Annotated in this window: 20 protein-coding genes; 8 read left to right on the top strand and 12 right to left on the bottom strand. The window is 62.2% G+C overall.

Annotation, left to right across the window (positions count from 1 at the left end):
• Positions 1 to 65: 65 nt before the first annotated feature.
• Entirely contained in the window at positions 66 to 1,316 is a 1,251-nt protein-coding gene (locus RA19_RS19910) for a Zn-dependent hydrolase (protein WP_039166046.1), read from the bottom strand.
• Positions 1,317 to 1,585: 269 nt separating this feature from the next.
• Here RA19_RS19910 and RA19_RS19905 point away from each other — a divergent pair, with 269 nt between their 5' ends.
• Positions 1,586 to 2,200, top strand: a complete 615-nt coding sequence (locus RA19_RS19905) for a TetR family transcriptional regulator C-terminal domain-containing protein (protein WP_039166043.1) — start codon at positions 1,586 to 1,588, stop codon at positions 2,198 to 2,200.
• 197 nt (positions 2,201 to 2,397) lie between these two features.
• On the opposite strand, the gene preA is transcribed toward RA19_RS19905, so the two are convergent.
• The 5 genes from preA to RA19_RS19880 form a co-directional block, all read right to left on the bottom strand.
• The gene (gene preA / locus RA19_RS19900; protein WP_039166042.1) at positions 2,398 to 3,702 is read right to left on the bottom strand and encodes an NAD-dependent dihydropyrimidine dehydrogenase subunit PreA; all 1,305 of its coding nucleotides are present in this window, start codon (positions 3,700 to 3,702) and stop codon (positions 2,398 to 2,400) included.
• A gap of 56 nt (positions 3,703 to 3,758) precedes the next feature.
• Positions 3,759 to 5,093 (bottom strand): NAD(P)-dependent oxidoreductase, encoded by a 1,335-nt coding sequence (locus tag RA19_RS19895; RefSeq protein ID WP_039166041.1) that lies wholly within the window; start codon positions 5,091 to 5,093, stop codon positions 3,759 to 3,761.
• A 156-nt stretch (positions 5,094 to 5,249) separates the two neighbouring features.
• Positions 5,250 to 5,888, bottom strand: a complete 639-nt coding sequence (locus RA19_RS19890) for a cupin domain-containing protein (RefSeq protein ID WP_039166040.1) — start codon at positions 5,886 to 5,888, stop codon at positions 5,250 to 5,252.
• Positions 5,889 to 5,973: 85 nt separating this feature from the next.
• Entirely contained in the window at positions 5,974 to 6,372 is a 399-nt protein-coding gene (locus RA19_RS19885) for a RidA family protein (RefSeq protein ID WP_039166038.1), read from the bottom strand.
• A gap of 153 nt (positions 6,373 to 6,525) precedes the next feature.
• Entirely contained in the window at positions 6,526 to 6,789 is a 264-nt protein-coding gene (locus tag RA19_RS19880) for a DUF2312 domain-containing protein (protein ID WP_039130241.1), read from the bottom strand.
• A 195-nt stretch (positions 6,790 to 6,984) separates the two neighbouring features.
• Here RA19_RS19880 and RA19_RS19875 point away from each other — a divergent pair, with 195 nt between their 5' ends.
• Entirely contained in the window at positions 6,985 to 7,203 is a 219-nt protein-coding gene (locus RA19_RS19875) for a hypothetical protein (RefSeq protein ID WP_039166036.1), read from the top strand.
• Between the two features lie 24 nt (positions 7,204 to 7,227).
• Here the strand turns inward: RA19_RS19875 and RA19_RS19870 are convergent, their stop codons facing one another.
• Positions 7,228 to 7,443, bottom strand: coding sequence for a hypothetical protein (locus tag RA19_RS19870; RefSeq protein ID WP_039166032.1), 216 nt, complete (start codon positions 7,441 to 7,443; stop codon positions 7,228 to 7,230).
• Positions 7,444 to 7,732: 289 nt separating this feature from the next.
• Between RA19_RS19870 and RA19_RS19865 the strand changes: the two genes are divergently transcribed.
• From RA19_RS19865 to RA19_RS19850, 4 genes are read left to right on the top strand one after another with little or no spacing between them, the layout of a single operon-like run.
• Positions 7,733 to 8,596 carry an MBL fold metallo-hydrolase gene (locus RA19_RS19865; protein ID WP_039166029.1) on the top strand — a complete coding sequence of 288 codons (864 nt, stop codon included), beginning with the start codon at positions 7,733 to 7,735 and terminating at the stop codon, positions 8,594 to 8,596.
• 22 nt (positions 8,597 to 8,618) lie between these two features.
• Positions 8,619 to 9,047: a YeeE/YedE family protein gene (locus RA19_RS19860; protein WP_039166026.1), complete on the top strand. Its 429-nt coding sequence runs from the start codon at positions 8,619 to 8,621 to the stop codon at positions 9,045 to 9,047.
• Complete coding sequence (locus tag RA19_RS19855; protein ID WP_193748306.1) at positions 9,047 to 9,481, top strand: DUF6691 family protein; 435 nt, start codon at positions 9,047 to 9,049, stop codon at positions 9,479 to 9,481. Before RA19_RS19860 ends, RA19_RS19855 begins: the two co-directional genes overlap by 1 nt.
• A gap of 10 nt (positions 9,482 to 9,491) precedes the next feature.
• A complete protein-coding gene (locus RA19_RS19850) occupies positions 9,492 to 9,917 on the top strand; it encodes a TIGR01244 family sulfur transferase (RefSeq protein WP_039166023.1) in 426 nt (141 codons plus the stop codon).
• 294 nt (positions 9,918 to 10,211) lie between these two features.
• Here RA19_RS19850 and RA19_RS19845 read toward each other — a convergent pair whose 3' ends face one another.
• The 5 genes from RA19_RS19845 to RA19_RS19825 all read right to left on the bottom strand — a co-directional run bounded on the left by RA19_RS19845 (position 10,212) and on the right by RA19_RS19825 (position 16,389).
• Positions 10,212 to 11,528 (bottom strand): FliM/FliN family flagellar motor C-terminal domain-containing protein, encoded by a 1,317-nt coding sequence (locus tag RA19_RS19845; protein ID WP_039166019.1) that lies wholly within the window; start codon positions 11,526 to 11,528, stop codon positions 10,212 to 10,214.
• Positions 11,529 to 11,613: 85 nt separating this feature from the next.
• The gene (locus RA19_RS19840; protein ID WP_039166016.1) at positions 11,614 to 14,292 is read right to left on the bottom strand and encodes an ATP-binding protein; all 2,679 of its coding nucleotides are present in this window, start codon (positions 14,290 to 14,292) and stop codon (positions 11,614 to 11,616) included.
• Positions 14,292 to 14,621, bottom strand: a complete 330-nt coding sequence (locus tag RA19_RS19835; RefSeq protein WP_052261949.1) for a hypothetical protein — start codon at positions 14,619 to 14,621, stop codon at positions 14,292 to 14,294. Before RA19_RS19835 ends, RA19_RS19840 begins: the two co-directional genes overlap by 1 nt.
• The gene (locus tag RA19_RS19830) at positions 14,618 to 14,998 is read right to left on the bottom strand and encodes a response regulator transcription factor (protein WP_039166594.1); all 381 of its coding nucleotides are present in this window, start codon (positions 14,996 to 14,998) and stop codon (positions 14,618 to 14,620) included. Before RA19_RS19830 ends, RA19_RS19835 begins: the two co-directional genes overlap by 4 nt.
• Positions 14,999 to 15,090: 92 nt before the next feature.
• A complete protein-coding gene (locus RA19_RS19825) occupies positions 15,091 to 16,389 on the bottom strand; it encodes a helix-turn-helix transcriptional regulator (protein WP_039166014.1) in 1,299 nt (432 codons plus the stop codon).
• A gap of 231 nt (positions 16,390 to 16,620) precedes the next feature.
• Here RA19_RS19825 and RA19_RS19820 point away from each other — a divergent pair, with 231 nt between their 5' ends.
• The gene (locus RA19_RS19820) at positions 16,621 to 17,967 is read left to right on the top strand and encodes a substrate-binding protein (protein WP_039166011.1); all 1,347 of its coding nucleotides are present in this window, start codon (positions 16,621 to 16,623) and stop codon (positions 17,965 to 17,967) included.
• A 138-nt stretch (positions 17,968 to 18,105) separates the two neighbouring features.
• The gene (locus RA19_RS19815) at positions 18,106 to 19,137 is read left to right on the top strand and encodes a branched-chain amino acid ABC transporter permease (protein ID WP_039166008.1); all 1,032 of its coding nucleotides are present in this window, start codon (positions 18,106 to 18,108) and stop codon (positions 19,135 to 19,137) included.
• The last annotated feature ends 1 nt before the right edge of the window (position 19,138 follow it).

Genomic DNA, 19,138 nt, shown 5'->3' with positions numbered 1-19,138 from the left:
CCGCCGCTGCGCGCCGTCTCTTCCTCTTGCCGGAAATATCCCGGGGGTCTGGGGCCGGCCCCCAGCTATGAAACGATTTCAGCAGTTTCGACCACCGCGTGGAACAGGACATTGGCGCCGGCTTCGGCCCATTCCTTGCTGATCTCTTCCGCCTCGTTGTGGCTGAGGCCGTCAACGCAGGGGCACATCACCATTGCAGTCGGCGCCACCCGGTTGATCCAGCAGGCGTCATGGCCTGCCCCCGAGATGATATCGAGATGTGAATAGCCCAGCCGCTCTGCCGCGCTGCGCACCGCGGTGACGCAGCCGTCGTCAAAGGCAACGGGATCAAAGCCACCGACCTTTTCGAATTCGATGTCCACCCCCATCGCCTCGGCAATTTCGCTGGCCTTTTCCCGCAAACGGTTTTCCATATCCGTGATCACGTCCAGATCAGGGCTGCGGAAATCAACGGTGAAAACCACCTTGCCCGGGATCACATTGCGCGAGTTGGGAAAGACGTCGATATGCCCCGCTGCCCCGACCGCGTGCGGCGCATGGCTCCAGGCAATCACGTCCACTTCCTCCAGGATCCGTGCCATCGCCAGGCCTGCATTGCGCCGCAACGGCATCGGGGTGGAGCCGGTGTGGGCGTCTTTGCCAGTGACCGTCACCTGGGTCCAGCTGAGGCCCTGGCCATGAGTTACCACGCCGATGTCCTTGCCTTCCGCCTCAAGGATCGGGCCCTGTTCGATGTGCAGCTCAAAGAAGGCATGCATCTTGCGGGCGCCGGTTTCCTCTTCGCCGCGCCAGCCGATGCGGCTCAGTTCATCGCCAAACTTCTTGCCTTCAGCATCCTCCCGGTCATAGGCCCAGTCCTGAGTGTGAATACCGGCAAACACACCCGAAGACAGCATAGCCGGCGCAAAACGCGTACCCTCTTCGTTGGTGAAGTTGGTCACCACAATCGGATGCTTGGTCCTGATATTCATGTCATTGAGCGAGCGGATCAGCTCCAGCCCGCCGAGCACCCCCAGCACCCCGTCATACTTGCCGCCGGTCGGCTGGGTATCCAGATGCGAGCCAACATAGACCGGCAGCGCCTCCGGGTCGGTGCCTTCGCGCCGGGCAAACATGTTGCCCATCTGGTCGAGCCCCATGGAACAGCCCGCGTCCTTGCACCATTTTCGGAACAGGGCGCGGCCCTCGCCATCCTCGTCCGTCAGCGTCTGGCGGTTGTTGCCGCCCGCGACACCAGGACCGATCTTGGCCATCTCCATCAGGCTGTCCCACAGCCTGTCGCCATTGATTTTCAGATTCTGTCCAAGCGACGTCATCTCCAGCTTCCTTCCCTGTTCGCCCGTCTTTGCAGGCTTCGGCCGGCGTATTCGCCGTTTCCGGTGGCTTTGAGTGCTGGCCTGTCACTGTTCCGGTCCGGCTGGATCCGGCCAATGATTTGACCAACTGGTCAAACTCACGCTATCACGGGTTCACACTCAGTCAAGAAATTGCCGCATGCCTCTTGAAAAAAACGGTGCTTTTGCCGGAAATAGGTAAAATTCCGCACTTCAGCTGGCAGGTGCGGCAAAAACAGACAAGGACGGACATGCCCGCAGACCGCGCGCCCACCCGCATTCAGAAAAAGAATCGCGCCGCCATTCTCGAAGCCGCGCTGGACGTTTTTTCCAGCCATGGCTTCCGCGGCTCCACCGTGGACCAGATCGCCAAGGCGGCGGGCCTCAGCAAACCGAACCTGCTGTATTATTTCCCCTCAAAGGAAGCTATCTTCAATGAGCTGATGGCCGGGCTTTTGGACACCTGGCTGGACCCGCTGCGGGCGCTGGACCCTGAGGGGGAGCCGCTGGAAGAAATCCTTGCCTATGTGCAGCGCAAACTGCAGATGAGCCGGGATTTTCCGCGCGAAAGCCGACTTTACGCCAATGAGATCGTGCAGGGGGCGCCGCGTTTGCATGACGTCATTGCAAGCGATCTGAACGTGCTGGTGGAGGAAAAGGCGCGGTTGCTGCAGGGCTGGATGGATGCCGGCCGTATCAACCGGGCCCACCCCAAGCATCTGCTGTTTTCGATCTGGTCGCTCACCCAGCACTATGCTGATTTTGATGCGCAGGTGCGTACGCTGATGGGGGATGAAGACCCCTTTGACGCGGCGCCGCAATACTTGGAAACTCTTTACCGCCGGATGCTTACGCCGCAGAGCTGACTTTCCGCCAGCGAACGTTTTCACCGAAAGGGAAACGCTCCCGCGCCCGCAGGTGCCATCAGCAATGCTGATACCCCCTTGGCGGCCTTGGGCCCGGCGCCGCGCTATGCGCGGCGCCGGGCCCAACGGGAGACGGTCTCCTGCAAAGGAGGCCGGCGACGGGCGGGAGAAGTCCCGAAGCCGGAACTGACGATGGATCACTCGGCGGCGGTTGCGGCCGGGTTGTTCGGGTGGGTGGTCCAGTTGGCGTAATCGCCCGAAACCACCTCGCCGGTGCGCTCGTCGATCTGGCCTGCCGCGACCTCCTCCATAGTGATGCAGCCTTCAACCGGGCAGACATTCACACAGAGGTTGCAGGCGACGCATTCGTCGTCCTTCACAGTGAATACCCTGTCTTCGCTCATCGCAATTGCCTGGTGCGAAGTGTCCTCGCAGGCGGCAAAACAGCGGCCGCATTTGATGCAATCGTCCTGATTGATCTTGGCCTTGGTCACATAATTCAGGTCCAGATACTGCCAGTCGGTGACATTCGGCACAGCCATGCCGATGAAGTCCTGCGTGGAGGTGTAGCCCTTCTCATCCATCCAATTGGACAGACCCGAAATCATCTCCTTCACCACGTTGAAGCCATAGGTCATCGCGGCGGTGCAGACTTGCACGTTGCCTGCGCCCATCGCCATGAACTCAGCCGCATCGCGCCAGGTGGTCACGCCGCCAATGGCAGAGATCGGCAGGCCATGGGTTTGCGGGTCGCGGGCGATTTCGGCGACCATATTCAGCGCAATCGGCTTCACCGCCGGGCCGCAATAGCCGCCGTGCGTGCCCTTGCCGCCGATGGTCGGCTCCGGCGCCATGCTGTCGAGATCCACCGAGGTGATCGAGTTGATGGTGTTGATCAGGCTGACCGCATCGGCATTGCCCGCATTTGCAGCCCGCGCCGGGTGGCGGATGTCGGTGATATTCGGGGTCAGCTTCACAATCACCGGCTTGGAGTAGTATTTCTTGCACCACTCGGTGACCATCTGGATGTATTCCGGCACCTGCCCCACAGCAGAGCCCATGCCGCGCTCGGCCATGCCGTGCGGGCAGCCAAAGTTCAGCTCGATTCCGTCGGCGCCGGTGGCCTCCACCTGCGGTAGGATATCTTTCCAGGCCTGCTCTTCGCAGGGCACCATGATCGAGACAATGACGGCGCGGTCCGGGTAGTCCTTCTTGACCCGGGTGATTTCCTCAAGGTTGGTCTGCAGCGGCCGGTCGGTGATCAGCTCGATGTTGTTGAGGCCCAGCAGACGGCGGTCAGCCCCCCAGATCGCGCCGTAGCGCGGACCGTTCACATTGACGACTGGCGGACCTTCAGAGCCCAAGGTTTTCCAAACCACGCCGCCCCAGCCAGCTTCAAAAGCGCGGCGGACGTTGTATTCCTTGTCGGTTGGCGGCGCCGAGGCCAGCCAGAACGGGTTGGGGGATTTGATCCCCAAAAATTCTGTTGTCAGATCAGCCATTTGATCTCTCCTCTTAAGGCTAGCTTGGGTCGCAGCTGCGCTGCGCCCGAGCTGGCTCAGCCCATCAGGCTGGAGTGAATGTCCATTGCAGCATCGCGGCCTTCGGCCACGGCGGTCACGGTGAGGTCCTCGCCGCCCGAGGCGCAGTCACCCCCGGCCCAGACCCCGGCCAGCGAGGTGCGCCCGGTCTCCGAAACCTTGATCTTGCGGCCCTCAAGCTTCAGCGCATCGGGCTGGCCCTCCAGGGTCTGGCCAATTGCCTTGAACACTTGATCGGCGGCCAAACGCACGGTCTCGCCGGTGCCGGAGACCTTGCCATCTGCAACCGCAGTATACTCCAATTCGATTTCGGCGGCTGCGCCATTTCCGTGCACCGCCTTGGGCATGACGTTGAACATCAGCTTCACGCCCTTGGACGCGGCCAGATCCTGTTCGAACCGGCTTGCGCCCATGTCATCGCGGCTGCGGCGGTAGGCGATGGTGACGTTTTCGGCGCCCAGCAGTTTCGACTGCACCGCGGCATCCACAGCGGTCATGCCGCCGCCGATCACCACCACATTGCGGCCCACCGGCAGCATGGTCAGGTCCTCGGCTTGGCGCACATCGGCGATGAATTCCACCGCGTCGCGGACGCCATCCTTGTCCTCGCCCGGGGCGCGCAGGGCGTTGACCCCAGCTAGGCCAATGGAGAGGAACACGGCGTCATACTCCGCTGTCAAGGCGTCCAGTGACAGTTCCGCGCCCAGCTTCTTGCCGTAATCCATTGTAATGCCGCCGATTTGCAGCAGCCACTCAACTTCGCGCGCGGCAAAATTATTGGTGGACTTATACGCGGCGATGCCGAATTCGTTGAGACCGCCGGCCTTGGACTTGGCGTCATAGATCACCACGTCATGGCCCAGCATGGCCAGCCGGTGCGCTGCCGCCAGGCCTGCGGGTCCGGCGCCGACCACGGCGGCCTTCTTGCCGGTCGAGGCAGCGCGGGTGAAGGGGTGCTCCCCCTTCTCCATCAGCGTGTCGGTGGCGTAGCGCTGCAGGCGTCCGATCTCAACCGGCTTGCCTTCGGCGGTTTCGCGCACACAGGCCTCTTCGCAGAGCGTCTCAGTCGGGCAGACCCGGGCGCACATGCCGCCCAGGATGTTCTGCTCCAAAATGGTGCGGGCGGCGCTTTCGGCGTGACCTGCCTGGATCTCCCGGATGAACTGGGGAATGTCGATGCTGGTCGGACAAGCGGTCATGCAGGGCGCGTCATAGCAGAAATAGCAGCGGTCCGCCGCCACCGCGGCCTCATGCGCGTCATAGGCTGGATGCAAGTCCGAGAAATTCTCGGCGATCCCGGCAGCGTCCAAACGCGCTGCCTGAATGCCGGATGCCTGATGGCTGGTCGCCATTGGGTGTCTCCCTGATTGTCTGTTCTTCTTGCCTATCAGAGTGCCACAGTCTGATTTTTTATCAACTGGTAAAATTTTGATCATGGCAAAAAATAAGCCGCCCCGGCAGGAGCGGCTTGCAAGGATTTGTTTTTACGCCAGAAACTTTTCGGCGCTTTAAGCACCCATTTGCGCGAGATGACCGGTTTTCATCCAGACTTGCGCCCCTTCCGGGCCTGCAATGGCGTTGAACCGGCTGCCGGGCGGCAAGCGCAGCCAGTCCCAGCGGCTGAACTCCTCGCCGTTTTCACGGTAGCTTCCAGCCACCACAAAGGCCTCAATCCCGCCGGGCGCGCCTAAGCTGACCGCCTGCCCCGGCCCCCAGTTTTGCAGCGTCACGGCCTCGGCGGTATCCTGGAACAACTCCTGCACTGGAGTACTGGCGCTGGTGGCAACGGTGACTTCGGTTCGGTCATCCGGATCGAACTGATGCAGCTTCACCAGGATCACCGCCCCCTCTGCGGCGGCAGGCGTGTGGCTGGTGGTTGGAGGATTGCGGACGTAGGTGCCGGCCGGAAAGTCGCCGTGCTCATCCTGGAACACGCCGTCGAGCACCAGAAACTCCTCGCCGCCATCATGCACATGCGGTGCGAAAGCGGATCCCGGCGCGAAACGGACAATGGTGGTGGCCCGGGCCACCTCCTCGCCGATCCGGTCTAGCATCTTGCGCTCCACCCCGGGTGCCGGGCTCGCCACCCAAGGCGTGTCGTCGAAATGCACCGCGGCACGTTTGCTGAAATCGGCGTTGATCCGCATGTGGCTCTCCCTTTGCTGCCGCAAGACATGTGGCGGCTTGCACAGCCCGGCGGAAGAGCGATCACGAAACCGTGTGATCCAGGATTTAGAACGGCAGTACCGCTGTTGCCTCAATTTCCACCTTGGCTTCATCCTCGACCAAAGCCGAGACCACGACCATGGTCATTGCCGGAAAGTGGTAGCCCATCACTGCGCGGTAGGCTTGGCCGACCTCGGCCTGATGAGCCAAATACTCTGCCTTGTCAGTCACATACCAGGTCAGCCGGGTGATATCCGTGGCACTGCCCCCTGCCGCCTCAACCACCTCCAGGATGTTGCGCAGCGCCTGGCTCATCTGGCCGATAAAGTCCTTCGCCTCAAACACCTGGTCCGCCGTCCAGCCGATCTGACCGCCGACAAACAGCAATTTGCCTTCGGCCACCATCCCATTGGCATAGCCCTTGGCTGGCTTCCATCCTTCGGGATGCACGCTAATGGCCGGCATGGAGGGCTCCTTTGTGTTGATGCTCCTGCGGCTGACCTTACCTGCAGGGCCGGATTTATTTCAAGCTTAAAATTTATTCCGGCGGCAGCCCAAATGAAAGGGGCCGCGCAGGTCACCCCTGCGCGGCCCGATATCCGGTAAGGTCAGGCTGGATTACATCCCCAGCGCTTCCTTGTACATTTCCAGCACCGCCTCTTCTTCGGCGATATCGTCCTGGTCACGCTTGCGCAGCGCGATGATCTTGCGCATCACCTTGGTGTCATAGCCGCGCGCCTTGGCTTCTGCCATCACCTCTTTCTGCTGCTCAGCGATGGTCTTTTTCTCTTCATCCAGCCGCTCGAACCGCTCGATAAACTGGCGCAGTTCGCCCGCGGTCACACGGTAGTTTTCGCTTTTTTCGTCTTCGGTGATATCCATCCCGGGCTCCGTCGGCAGGTGCTGAGTTGTTGTCGTCGGAGCAAGGGGATAGCGCCCCGTCCGCCGCGCCGCAAGCGGGGAAAGCAGAACCGGAACCCCGGGCAGCAAAATCCGGCACGCCGGGCAGGACAGCTTGCGCCAGCCGCCAGGATCGGCTAGGCGCGCTTGAACTTATGAACCCGCAGGAGCACGCTTATGTTCGATCTCATCGTCTGGACCGGAGCCGCAGTGTCCGTCGCGGGTCTCCTGGGGCTGATCTGGTGCATCATCAAAGTTGCCAAGGCCCGCCGCCAGAATCTGGGCGACGAGGCCTTGCGCGCTGTGGTGCAATCGGTGCTGCCCTATAACCTGGGGGCGCTGTTGCTGTCGGTCCTGGGGCTGATGCTGGTGATGGTCGGCATCTTCCTGGGCTAAACCCGGCGATGCCCGGCCGATACTTCAAACCGGCATGTTGTCAAACATTTCCTCGACCGCCTCTTCGCAAAGCGCCGCCTCCAAGCGGCGGAACCGCCCGGGAACCTCTTCCCCTTTCTTACGCATGTAATCGAGCAGCCGGATGAATTCTGGCCGCATCGCCAGCCGGTCCGCGCCAGTCTCACTCAGAATCCGGGTCTCCAGCGCTTCTACGGTATGCAGCAGTTCTTCCTTGGTCATGAGCAGTCCTCCCTACGTCATGCGATTGTGCCAGTATTTCGCAACAGGAATACGAAAACCCGCGAAAATTGAGTGCAATGCTTCATATTTGCGCAGGTTTCCCGGCCCTTTGACGGTTTGACGGGCAATTGCTGCGGTGCGGCCAGGATACCGCAATGCAGCAACACCCTGCCTTGACACATATCATGCCGCTGCGATGATTTCCGGAAGCGCCAGCCGGTGCCATCGGAGGCTTGCAAACACATTCCTGAATTTATATATGTATTTTCGAACTAAGGGAGAGTGACAGATGACCCCCGCCGTCAAGGCCTTCTTCGACGAAGCAACCAACACTGTTTCCTACGTGGTGCGAGAGCCCGAAGGCTCTGCCTGCGCCATTATCGACTCGGTGCTGGATTATGACCAGGCGGCCGGGCGCACCTGCACCGCTTCGGCGGATGAAGTCATCGCCTGGGTTAAAGCTGCGGGACTGCGGGTGGAATGGATCCTGGAAAGCCACGTGCATGCCGACCACCTGTCCGCCGCTCCTTACCTGCAGGAACAGCTGGGCGGCAAAATCGGCATCGGCGACCAGATCACCGTAATCCAGGACACCTTCGGCAAGATCTTCAATGAAGGCACCGAATTCCAGCGCGACGGCAGCCAGTTCGACCAGCTGTTCCGCGAAGGCGATATCTTCATGATCGGCCAGTTGCGCGGAGAGGTACTGCACACGCCGGGCCACACGCCTGCCTGCCTCACCTATGTCATCGGCGACGCGGCCTTTGTCGGCGATACTTTGTTCATGCCGGACTTCGGCACCGCCCGCTGCGATTTTCCGGGCGGCTCCTCCGAGGATCTCTACAACTCGATCCAGAAGATCCTGGCGCTGCCGGACGAGACCCGGATCTTTGTCGGCCACGACTACAAGGCGCCGGGGCGCGATGACTATGCCTGGGAAACCACCGTGGGCGAACAAAAGGCGCTGAACGTGCATATCGGCGAAGGCCGCAGCATCGAGGAGTTCACCGAAATGCGAGATGCCCGCGACGCGACGCTGGGAATGCCACGGCTGATCCTCCCGTCGCTGCAAGTAAACATGCGCGCAGGCCAGATGCCGGAACCGGATGAGCAAGGCGACGTGTTCTTGAAAATCCCGGTCAACAAGATCTGACCGGAGCGAGCGGGGAAATCACATGGAATCGGATTGGATCTGGGGGCTCGCCGGCGGCGGGCTGATCGGGCTTGGCGGCGCGGTCTACCTGCTGGGCAATGGCCGCATCATGGGCGCCAGCGGAATCTTAGGCGGTCTGGCGGACCGCAGCGGCTGGAGCACAGCGGCTGAGCGGATCGCTTTCCTCGCCGGAGTGGTTCTGACGCCGCTGCTGATCATCTCGCTGACTGGCAGCACGCCAGCCACGCACGTCACTGGAAATGCTGCAGTGCTCATTATCGCTGGGCTGCTAGTGGGCATCGGCACCCGGGCCGGCAGCGGCTGCACCTCCGGCCACGGAGTCTGCGGTATCTCCCGCCTGTCGCTGCGCAGCATTACGGCCACACTTGGCTTTATGCTGGCAGGCATCCTCACCCTGGCAGTGCTGCGCCAGCTGCTGGGGGTGATCTGATGCTGCGGATGTTTTTTGCCCTGACCGCTGGAAGCCTGTTCGGCGCCGGACTGATGCTGTCCGGCATGACCGACACCGCCAAGGTACAAGGCTTTCTTGACCTGTTCGGCGCCTGGGATCCTACTCTGGCCTTTGTTATGGGCGGCGCCCTGCTGCCTATGGCGCTGGCCTGGCGGCTAGCAAAGTCGCGCGCGCCGCTGACCGGCGGCAGCTTTCCTGCCCCACCGCAGGCTGGACTGGACCGGCGGCTGATTCTCGGCGCCCTGCTGTTTGGCGCGGGCTGGGGGATGGCCGGGCTTTGCCCAGGGCCGGCCATTGCCTCGCTCAGCTACAACGGCTGGCAGGGCGCGCTGTTCCTCGCCGCGATGATCTGCGGCATGATTGCCGCCCCTGGGCTCATCCGGCATCTGGACCGGCGCCCCGCAAACGCGTAAAGGGATTGGCATGGATGCACGCGTAATCACCCCCCGCTATTCGGTCTCGCCGCAGATCTCGGCTGAGGACCTGCCCGCCATTGCCGCCGCAGGCTACAAGACGGTGATCTGCAACCGTCCGGACGAGGAAGTGCCGCCCAGCCATCAGGCTGAAGCCATCCGCGCCGCCGCCGAAGCCGAGGGGCTGCGGTTCGAGGTGCTGCCGCTGACCCACCAGACCATGACACCGGATAACGTGGCGCTGCAGCGTGAACTCTACGAGGGCTGCGAAGGCCCGGTTCTGGCCTATTGCGCCTCTGGCACCCGCTGTTCAGTTGTTTGGGCGCTGAGCCAGGCCTGCGATATGTGCGCCGATGATATCCTCGAAAAAACCGGCGCAGCGGGCTACCAGCTGGATGGCCTGCGGCCGGCGCTTGAAACACTGGCGGAGGACTGATCCCCGCCAGCGCACGCCGACTGCCTGCCCGGGCAGCCGGTGTCCACTGCAGGACGCCTGAACAATCCCTGCCCTCGGAGCGTCTTCGCCGCTCGCATGTGTTCTAAAAACAGTGCCGCTATTCTTCCTGACTAAACCGGAACACAATCGAGGCTGAGCCAGCGCTCCAAACCCGGCGAAATACTTGAGTTTGTCCGTGCTGTATCCGGGGCACTGCTAGCAGGCGCTGCGCCGCACTTCACCCGGAGCAACCCGGCACCGGCGTGGCAATGTCTGCGCAGCTGTACTGCCGGATCAGCTGTTTTCCGGCAGGACCCCGTCCAGCCCCGCCAGTTGCGAGATTTCCGCAGCTGCGTCGCCAGCATCGAAATCACCCATTCCGCCGCCCGGCAGGTCAGGCAAATCGGGGAGGCCGCCATCCAAGCCATCCATGGCCAGCGCGCCGTCACCGCCAAGCCCGCCCAGATCCATCGGATCCATGGCTCCATCCAGGCCGCCGTCCAGCCCGCTCATGAGATCCGCAGCACCGCCGTCAAAATCCATGCCGCCGCCCAGTCCCGGTGCAGCCTCCAGCACAGGCAAGCCCGCATCATCCATCGGGTCCTGCAGCCCTTGGGCCGCGATTCCCATATCAATGGCCGGAGGCATCGCCGCGGCCGGCTCCGGCCCTGCTCCGTCTGAGAATCCGGCATCCAGCGCACCCGCATCACCTACAAGCTTGGTCCTCGGCTGATTCAGCCGCACCGCCCGTGATCCGTTCATCTGGCCCAGGCGCCCCTGAGCAATCGGCTGGCCGCCAATGGTCAGCAGATCGGTTTCATAGAGGAAGGCCTGATCCAGCGGCAGGGTGTCGCCAACTTTCAGACCCGCGAATTCGTTCAGCGGCACCCGCATCTTGCACAGAACTGCCGACAGCTCTGCGCGGATCGATCCCATGTTACCGCCCAGCGAGGGGCCATTGGCACCGTTGCCGCTGCTCTCCTGCAGCTCTTCGGCGGTAGGTTCGGGAAGAATCAGCTTCATCACGCCCTGCATGGCTCCGCAGGCGAGATCCAGGGTCAGCTCGATCACCCGGTAATCCTCGGCCTCCATCCCCAGCACCAGGCTGCGCACATTCTCGACCTGGGCGCCAAAGCGGTAGCCGGTAAAGATTGCCTGATCCGCATGCCCGTCCAGCATCGCCACCACCTTGGTAAAGGTGCGTTCCAGGAACTCGGACGTCATTGCCGCGTCAGTAGGAGTATAGTTGCGTTCATCCGGGGCTTTGCCCATCACGGTGCCAATCGTCTGCTGCTGGATCAGCGCCGTCACTGTTGCGGCATCCATGCTGGCCGCGCCCATACGTCCATGCGGGCAATCCAGCACTACCAGCAGATCCTTGTCCGACAGGTTCTGGGCAAGATCTTCGGGAATACGGTTGGCCTGGCGTGCCGCCAGCACCGCCATCGGCAGATCGCACAAGTCGGCTGCTGCGCGCGCAACAGAGCGGCGCAAAGCCTTCAGCGTCAGGGAACTGCTGAGCGCCCCTACGCCTTCCTTTGTCGCTGCGAGCTTGCGTGCCAGCACTCCCTGCTTGCCGCTGCCCGCCTCTGCTGCTTCTGTTTCAGACATAGTCTGGGTAACCTGCCTAATTTAGCGCCCCGTTTTCATGGTTTTACCTGAAAGGAGGTTAACAACTTCTGTACTTTGGAGCGCCTCACGCCGCCTTTTCACTCGCTGCAGGTATGGAAACCCGGAAAGCGCCGCCATTGTGGCCGGGCAAATAGAAAACATCGCCTCCCAACCGCTGCATCACTTCGCGGCAAATCGCCAGCCCAAGCCCGGCACCGCCGGCGCGCTCAGGGCTAACCCGCGAGAATTTCTCAAAAATCATCTGCTGGAAATCCGCAGGCACGCCGCTGCCGTTGTCAGTGAAGTCGATCAGCAGCTGGCCGCCGGCGGCCGTGGCTGTGATGGTCAGCTCCGGCTCCTCCGCATCGCAGTATTTTTGCGCATTTGCGATCAAGTTGATGAAGACTTGCGCCAGCCGGTCGAGATCCGAAGAAATCCGGAACCCCTCTGCCTCGGGCGCGCGGCGGACCTTGAGCCCGCGTTCCGATCCGGCCAATGCGGTAGAGACCGCATGATCCAGCACTTCTGTCAGCGTGCCTGCCGTCATGTTCAGGCTCACCTGGCCGTTTTCCAGTACACTGAGGTCCAGCAGATCGTTCAGCAGCCGCGTGAGCCGCAGCGTTTCGTCATGAATGATGCCCGCATAATGGCGCTGCTCCTGCGCATTCAGCTGGCCGTCATCGCGCAGAATCTCGGAAAACGCACGGATCGACGTCATCGGTGTGCGCAGCTCATGGCTGACCTGGCTCAGGAAAGCATCCTTCTGCTCGGAAATCTGAGTGAGCTTCTCGTTTGTTTCCCGCAGTTTGCGGGCCGTAGCGGATAGCTCGGCGGATTGGGCTTCAAGGCGGCTGGAATATTCCAGCATCTGCGCGGTCTCATCCGCCACCGCCAGCAGGTCCTGCACCGAAACCGAGGAGCCGCCAACAATCTGGCCGATCATCGCGTGTGCCGCAGCGGCGCCAATGGAGGCGCTGAGTTCACGCTCCAGCCGCTCCAGAAAGGCTGGTGTTGGTTCCGGCAGCGGGCCGCGGCCGCCCTGGCGCAGCCGCTCGCGCTGGAAAAAGGCCTGCGCCTCATGGGCGCCCAGGATGCGCTGCGACATAATCATCAGGTCTTCGCACTGCGCCACCGAGCCGGTCCAGCCGCGCGGACCTGCGGAATGCTCAAACACGTTGACGAATTGCGCGCCTTGCAGCCGTTCGATCGGGCTAGGGAAGCTCATCAGCGAGACCAGACAGAAAGACAGCGCATTGAGGCTCATCGACCACATTACCGCATGCACGGTCGGATCCAGCCCTTCGATCCCAAACAAAGCCTGCGGGCGCAGCCAGCTGAGCCCAAACAACCCCTCCCGCAGGATGTGGTCCGGCAGCAGGCCTCCGCCCAATGCCGGCAGCAGCATGGTGTAAAGCCAGATCGCGAACCCCACGGTCAGCCCGGCCAGGGCACCGCTGCGGGTGGCGCCGCGCCAGAACAGCCCGCCCACCAGAGCCGGCAGGATTTGCGCCACACCGGCAAAGGAGATCAGGCCAATGGCAGCCAGCGCCGCGGCACCGCCGGAGAGGTGGTAGTAGAAATACCCCAGCGCCATAATCACAGCGATCGACACCCGGCGCGAAAACAGCACGATATCGCGCACATCGCCCGAGACCGAGGCTTGGCGGCTCTGCAGCCGCAGCCACAGCGGCATCACGATATGGTTCGACACCATGGTCGACAGTGCCATCGCCGCCACGATCACCATCGAGGTCGCCGAGGAGAACCCGCCCAGGAACGACAGCACCGCCAGCCCCTGCTGCCCCTGCTGCAAAGGCACCGTCAGAACAAACATGTCCGGATTGGCGCCCGCGGGCAGCAGCTCCAGCCCGACGACGGCGATCGGCACCACAAACATCGAGATCAGCAGCAGATACAATGGAAACGCCCAGGAGGCGATCCGCAAGTGGCGCTCGTCCTCGTTCTCGACCACCATCACCTGGAACATCCGCGGCAGGCAGACAAAGGCCGCCGCTGCCAGGAAGGTGATCGTGGCCCATCGGCTGCCGTCCACATTCCACTGACCGATCTGCGAGGCATCAATGCGCTGCAGGGTTTCGCCTACACCGCCGGCCACGCCCCAGACCACAAAGACGCCGACCGCCAGCAGTGCCGCCAGTTTGACGATGGCCTCCAGCGCCACGGCGGTGACTACCCCATGGTGGCGCTCGTTCGCATTAAGGTTGCGGGTGCCGAACAGGATGGCAAAGACCGCAAGCCCCACCGCCACCCAGAGGACGGTGGAGGATTCATTGTAGCTGCGCAGCGGATCAGCCTCAGCAAAGATTGCAAAAGACAGCGTAATCGACTGAAGCTGCAGAGAAATATAAGGGGTGACACCAATCACCGCGAGGATGGTCACGCCGGTCGCCAAAAGGTTCGACTTGCCATAACGCGAGGACAAGAGGTCGGCGATGGAGGTGATCCGCTGGCTGCGCCCGATCCGCACCAGCTTGCGCAGACCCCACCACCAGCCGATCATCACCAGCGACGGGCCAAGGTAGATGGTCACAAACTCCAGCCCCGAACGTGCCGCGTATCCCACTGCCCCGTAGAAGGTCCAAGCGGTGCAATAGATCGAAAGCGACAGCGTGTAGAGCAGCGGAGAGCGCATCCAGGCGGCGCTTTTGCCGCGGGTTGCCATGCGGTCGGCCCAAAAGGCGATAAAGAACAGGAAGGCCACATAAGCCAGGCAGACAAAGGCAAGCACGTTGAGGGAGGCCATCAGCTGTCCTCCGTCCCGCCGGGCGCCCCTGCCCCGTCCGGCCCGCCGCCCGTCCAATGATCAGCCCATTTCTGAACTGCCAGGCTGAAGGCGAAACAGGCACCGATCAGCGCAACCCACACCGCAAAGACATAGATGATGGCAGTGGACATACTGACGCCATCGCGCGCTGCCGGATGAGTCGAGGCTTCGGGCCACAAAAGCGGCAGTGCCAGCAGCACGGCGCCCAGCACCGGCAAGAGGCGGGCAATATCCATCAGCCTGCGGCGGCGGTAGGTCTGGCGTTCCGCGCGGGTGCCGGTCTGCTCCTCGCCGCCGGTCCGGGTCATCCCTGGCTGGCCTGGGCGTGCAGATCACGCACCGCTGTCAGCACCTCGGCATTGGAGAAGGGTTTGGTCATAAAGCGGGTAACGCCGGCCTTTTCGGCCATCTCGCGGTCGCGCATCTGGCCGCGGGCGGTCAGCATCAGCACCGGCAGCGCCTGCATGTCCTCTTGCGCGCGCAACTCCCGCACGATCTCCAGCCCGCTTTTGCCCGGCAGCATCAAGTCCAGAATCACCAGGTCGGGATCGGCGTCCTGAATCACTTCGACCGCCGTGGCGCCATCGGTATGCGCATCCACGCTCCAGCCGTCGCGCGTCAGCAGAAACCGGATGGCCTCAGTGATATTCGGCTCATCCTCGATCAGAACAACATGCCTGCCCATCAGCAGAATTTCCTCCCGGCGCTGTCCCCCGGCCTCGCCGGTCCGCAGACGCATTCAATTTCACGCAGGTTACCCGCGAGGCCTTAGTGCTGTCAAAACTCTTCCTTCAGAATCGAAGGCTCGCGCCGCGCGGCACACCCCTGGCGCGGGCAGATCCGGCAGCTGGCGCCAACCGGCTGCGGATCCTCCGCGTCCTTGCCGCCGGGCAGGATCAGCATCACTGCCCGGTACATCGGGTCCTGACCGAAATCCGGTATTTCCTGCGCCCAGGCCACTGCCATGCAATCAAAGGCAGCTGCATTGCGGCCATGCTGCACAACGTTGCGCCGCACCGGCACATTCGGATGCACCAGCGCAGTATACAGCGGCCAAAGCGGACAGGAGGCCCCGAACCGCGGCATCGCAAAACCGGTCACAGGTTTACGGAACAACAGGGTGCCGGAGGCATCACAGATGACCATCCCGGCCTCCTGCCCCAGCATCTCCTCCGGCAGCGCGGCCAACCGCCGCAGCACCTGGGGCAAGGTGCAACCAAAGCGCCGCGCCAGCGACACCGGAGCAATACCCTCGCTGGCAAGCGCCTGCCCGAGATCTTTCAGCGGCAGAGCCCGTGCATCGGCCTGATATTGCTCCAATGCCGCTAGCGCCAGGCTGCGGGCGGCATCGCTGACCAGCAAGGGCGCCTCCTGCAGCAAATCTTCCGGCGCTGCAACTGCTTCCTCCAAAGCCGGGAAATGAAATCCATTTTCCTGAAAGAACGCTTCCGCCTCTTCCTGCGGCATGCCGCGGCGGTCCTCACCGGTGTCGCCCTCATCAAGGAAGTTCACCAGCTCCCGGCTGCTCTCAGCCAGCCGCAGGGAGTCCTCGTTGAGGTTCTTGTGGAAACGGTCCAGCCACTCGGCTTCCAGCTCGCCGGTCTCCGCCAGGATCGAGGCGGTGGAGCGGATCGCGGCGGCGGTGGACAGCACCTCATGCACCGAGGCCGCCAGATTAGGGTCATGGGTCAGCCGGTCCGACAATGTTTCCACTGTGCGCTCAAGCGTGGCAATACGCCGGTGGCCGGTGGCCAGCACCTCGGCCCAGCCGGGGAACCGTCCCGCAAATTCATCCACCCGGTCCAGCTCCGCCACCGGCACGCCGCTGTCCGCCGCCGCCTCGCGCAGGGTCGAGATCAGCGCCGCCTCCGCCCCTTCGCTCAGCATCGAGGGCTCCACCCCCAGAACACCGGCAATATCGACCAGCAATTTCCCGCCGATTCTGCGCCGGTTGTGCTCAATCAGGTTGAGGTAGGAGGCCGAAATCCCAGCCTCCCGCGCCAATTCGGCCTGACGCAGTCCAAGAATGAGCCGCCGCTCGCGGATCCGGCTGCCGGTCAGGGTGTCGCGTGCCATTCCGCTGGCTCTCCCAAAACACTTCCAATTCAAGGGCTTTCTGCAACGCAATATAAGTTTGTTTACAGAATGCCACAGAATACTGTTCAGTTATTTACAGAATTTTCAAGTGATAAAAGGGTTTTATTGCCTGAATTTACATGACCCCCGCATACTGATTTTGCACGAATTGTGCTGGTACCGCGCAGAAGTGAGGAGCTGCAAGGGACCAATCATATTAGGGAGGAATACATGTCTAAACTCGACGTTTCGCGCCGTGGTCTTTTGCGGACCGGTGCCGTGGCAGGCGCAGGGCTTGCGCTGCCGACAATCTTTACAGCGCAAAGCGCGCACGCATTTACCAATGAACCGACCGGCGGCACCGTCACACTCGGCTTCAACGTTCCCCAGACCGGCCCCTATGCCGACGAAGGCGCCGACGAGCTGCGCGCCTATGAGCTGGCGGTCGAGCATCTGAACGGCGGCGGCGACGGCGGCATGATGAACACCTTCAGCTCTAAGGCGCTGCAAGGCAACGGCATCCTGGGCAAGAAGGTGCAGTATGTCACCGGCGACACCCAGACCAAGTCCGACGCCGCCCGCGCATCGGCAAAGTCGATGATCGAAAAGGACGGCGCCATCATGATCACCGGCGGCTCGTCCTCCGGTGTGGCTGTGGCGGTTCAGGCGCTCTGCCAGGAGGCAGGCGTGATCTTCATGGCGGGCCTGACCCACTCCAACGACACCACCGGAAAGGACAAGCGGGCCAACGGTTTCCGCCACTTCTTCAACTCGTACATGTCCGGCGCCGCTCTCGCGCCGGTATTGGCCAATGCCTATGGCAAGGACCGCAAGGCCTATCACCTGACTGCGGACTACAACTGGGGCTACACCACCGAGGAAGCGGTCAAATCTTCGACCGAAGCCATGGGCTGGGATACGGTTGCTGCAGTAAAAACCCCGCTGACCCAGACCGACTTCTCGTCTTACATCGCTCCGGTCCTCCAGTCGGGCGCCGACACGCTGGTTCTGAACCACTACGGCGGCAACATGGTGAACTCGCTGACCAACGCAGTGCAGTTCGGCCTGCGCGACAAGCAGGTGAACGGCAAGGACTTCCAGATCGTTGTGCCGCTCTACTCGCGTCTGATGGCCAAGGGCGCCGGCGCCAACGTGAAAGGCATCTTCGGCTCCACCAACTGGCACTGGACGCTGCAGGATGAGGGCTCCAAGGCGTTTGTCCGCTCCTTCGGCACCAAATACGGCTTCCCGCCGAGCCAGGCCGCGCACACCACCTATGTGCAGACCCTGCTCTATGCTGATGCGGTGGAACGCGCCGGTTCCTTTGCACCCTGTGCTGTCGCCGAAGCGCTCGAAGATTATGAGTTCGACGGACTGGGCAACGGCAAGACGCTGTATCGCGGCGCCGACCACCAGTGCTTCAAGGACGTGCTGGTCGTGAAAGGGAAAGAGAACCCGACTTCGGAATTCGACTTGCTCGAAATCGTCGAAGTCACCCCGGTTGAACAGGTCACCTATGCGCCTGACCACCCGCAGTTCTCCGGCGGCGCCCTGGGCACCTGCAACAACGGCGCATAAGCGGCCGCTTGATCTGCACCTGAACAGACGGGCGGCGGGCTTTCCAAGTGATAGCCCCCGCCCCCTGCTGCTCCCGCAAAAGCCGCCCTGTGACGGGCCCTACCGCTTTATGCACTCACACTTTCAGAGGGTGGGACAATGGACGCCATAATCCTCCAAATCCTGAACGGGCTCGACAAGGGCTCAGCCTACGCGCTGATCGCGCTGGGCCTGACACTTATTTTCGGCACTCTGGGCGTCGTGAACTTTGCCCATGGCGCATTGTTCATGATCGGTGCCTTTTGCGCCGTAACCCTGAGCCGCATCCTGACGCTCAGCCACACAATCATAGACGAAACACAGAAGGACTTCCTCGGCAATCCGCTGAAAGTTGAGGTCCCCTACGTGCACGACATGTTCGGCCAGGCCACAGGTGATGCAATCATCGATTGGGCAGTGCCGCTGTCCGTGCTTTTTGCCATTCCGATCATGATCCTGGTCGGCGTGGTGATGGAGCGCGGCCTGATTAAGCATTTCTACAAGCGCCCCCATGCGGACCAGATCCTTGTGACCTTTGGCCTCGCCATCGTGCTGCAGGAAGTCATCAAGTACTTCTACGGCGCCAACCCGATCCCGACCCCGGCCCCCGCGGCCTTCAAGGGCTCGCTGGACTTTGGCGCAATGCTGGGCTTTGACCCGAACCTGATCATCTATCCCTACTGGCGGATCATCTACTTCGGCTTTGCCGCAGTGATCATCGGCGGCGTCTTTGCCTTCCTGCAGTTCACCACCTTCGGCATGGTGGTCCGCGCAGGCATGGCCGACCGCGAGACCGTCGGCCTGTTGGGCATCAACATCGACAAGCGGTTCACCATCATGTTCGGCATCGCCGCCGCCGTCGCGGGCCTGGCCGGTGTCATGTACACGCCGATCAACTCCCCCAACTACCACATGGGCATGGACTTCCTGGTGCTGTCCTTCGTCGTCGTGGTTGTCGGCGGCATGGGCTCTTTGCCCGGCGCGGTGCTGGCAGGCTTCCTGCTGGGCGTGCTGGAAAGCTTTGCCTCGATGCGCGAAGTCATCGACATCATCCCGGGCATCAACCAGATCATCATCTATCTGGTCGCCATCATCATTCTGCTGACCCGCCCGCGGGGCCTGATGGGCCGCAAAGGCGTGATGGAGGACTAAG

The organism is Leisingera sp. ANG-M1, assembly GCF_000813745.1.
Lineage (GTDB): Bacteria > Pseudomonadota > Alphaproteobacteria > Rhodobacterales > Rhodobacteraceae > Leisingera.
The sequence above is the reverse complement of the archived record's forward strand: the minus strand, read 5'-3'. Positions and strand labels throughout refer to the sequence as shown.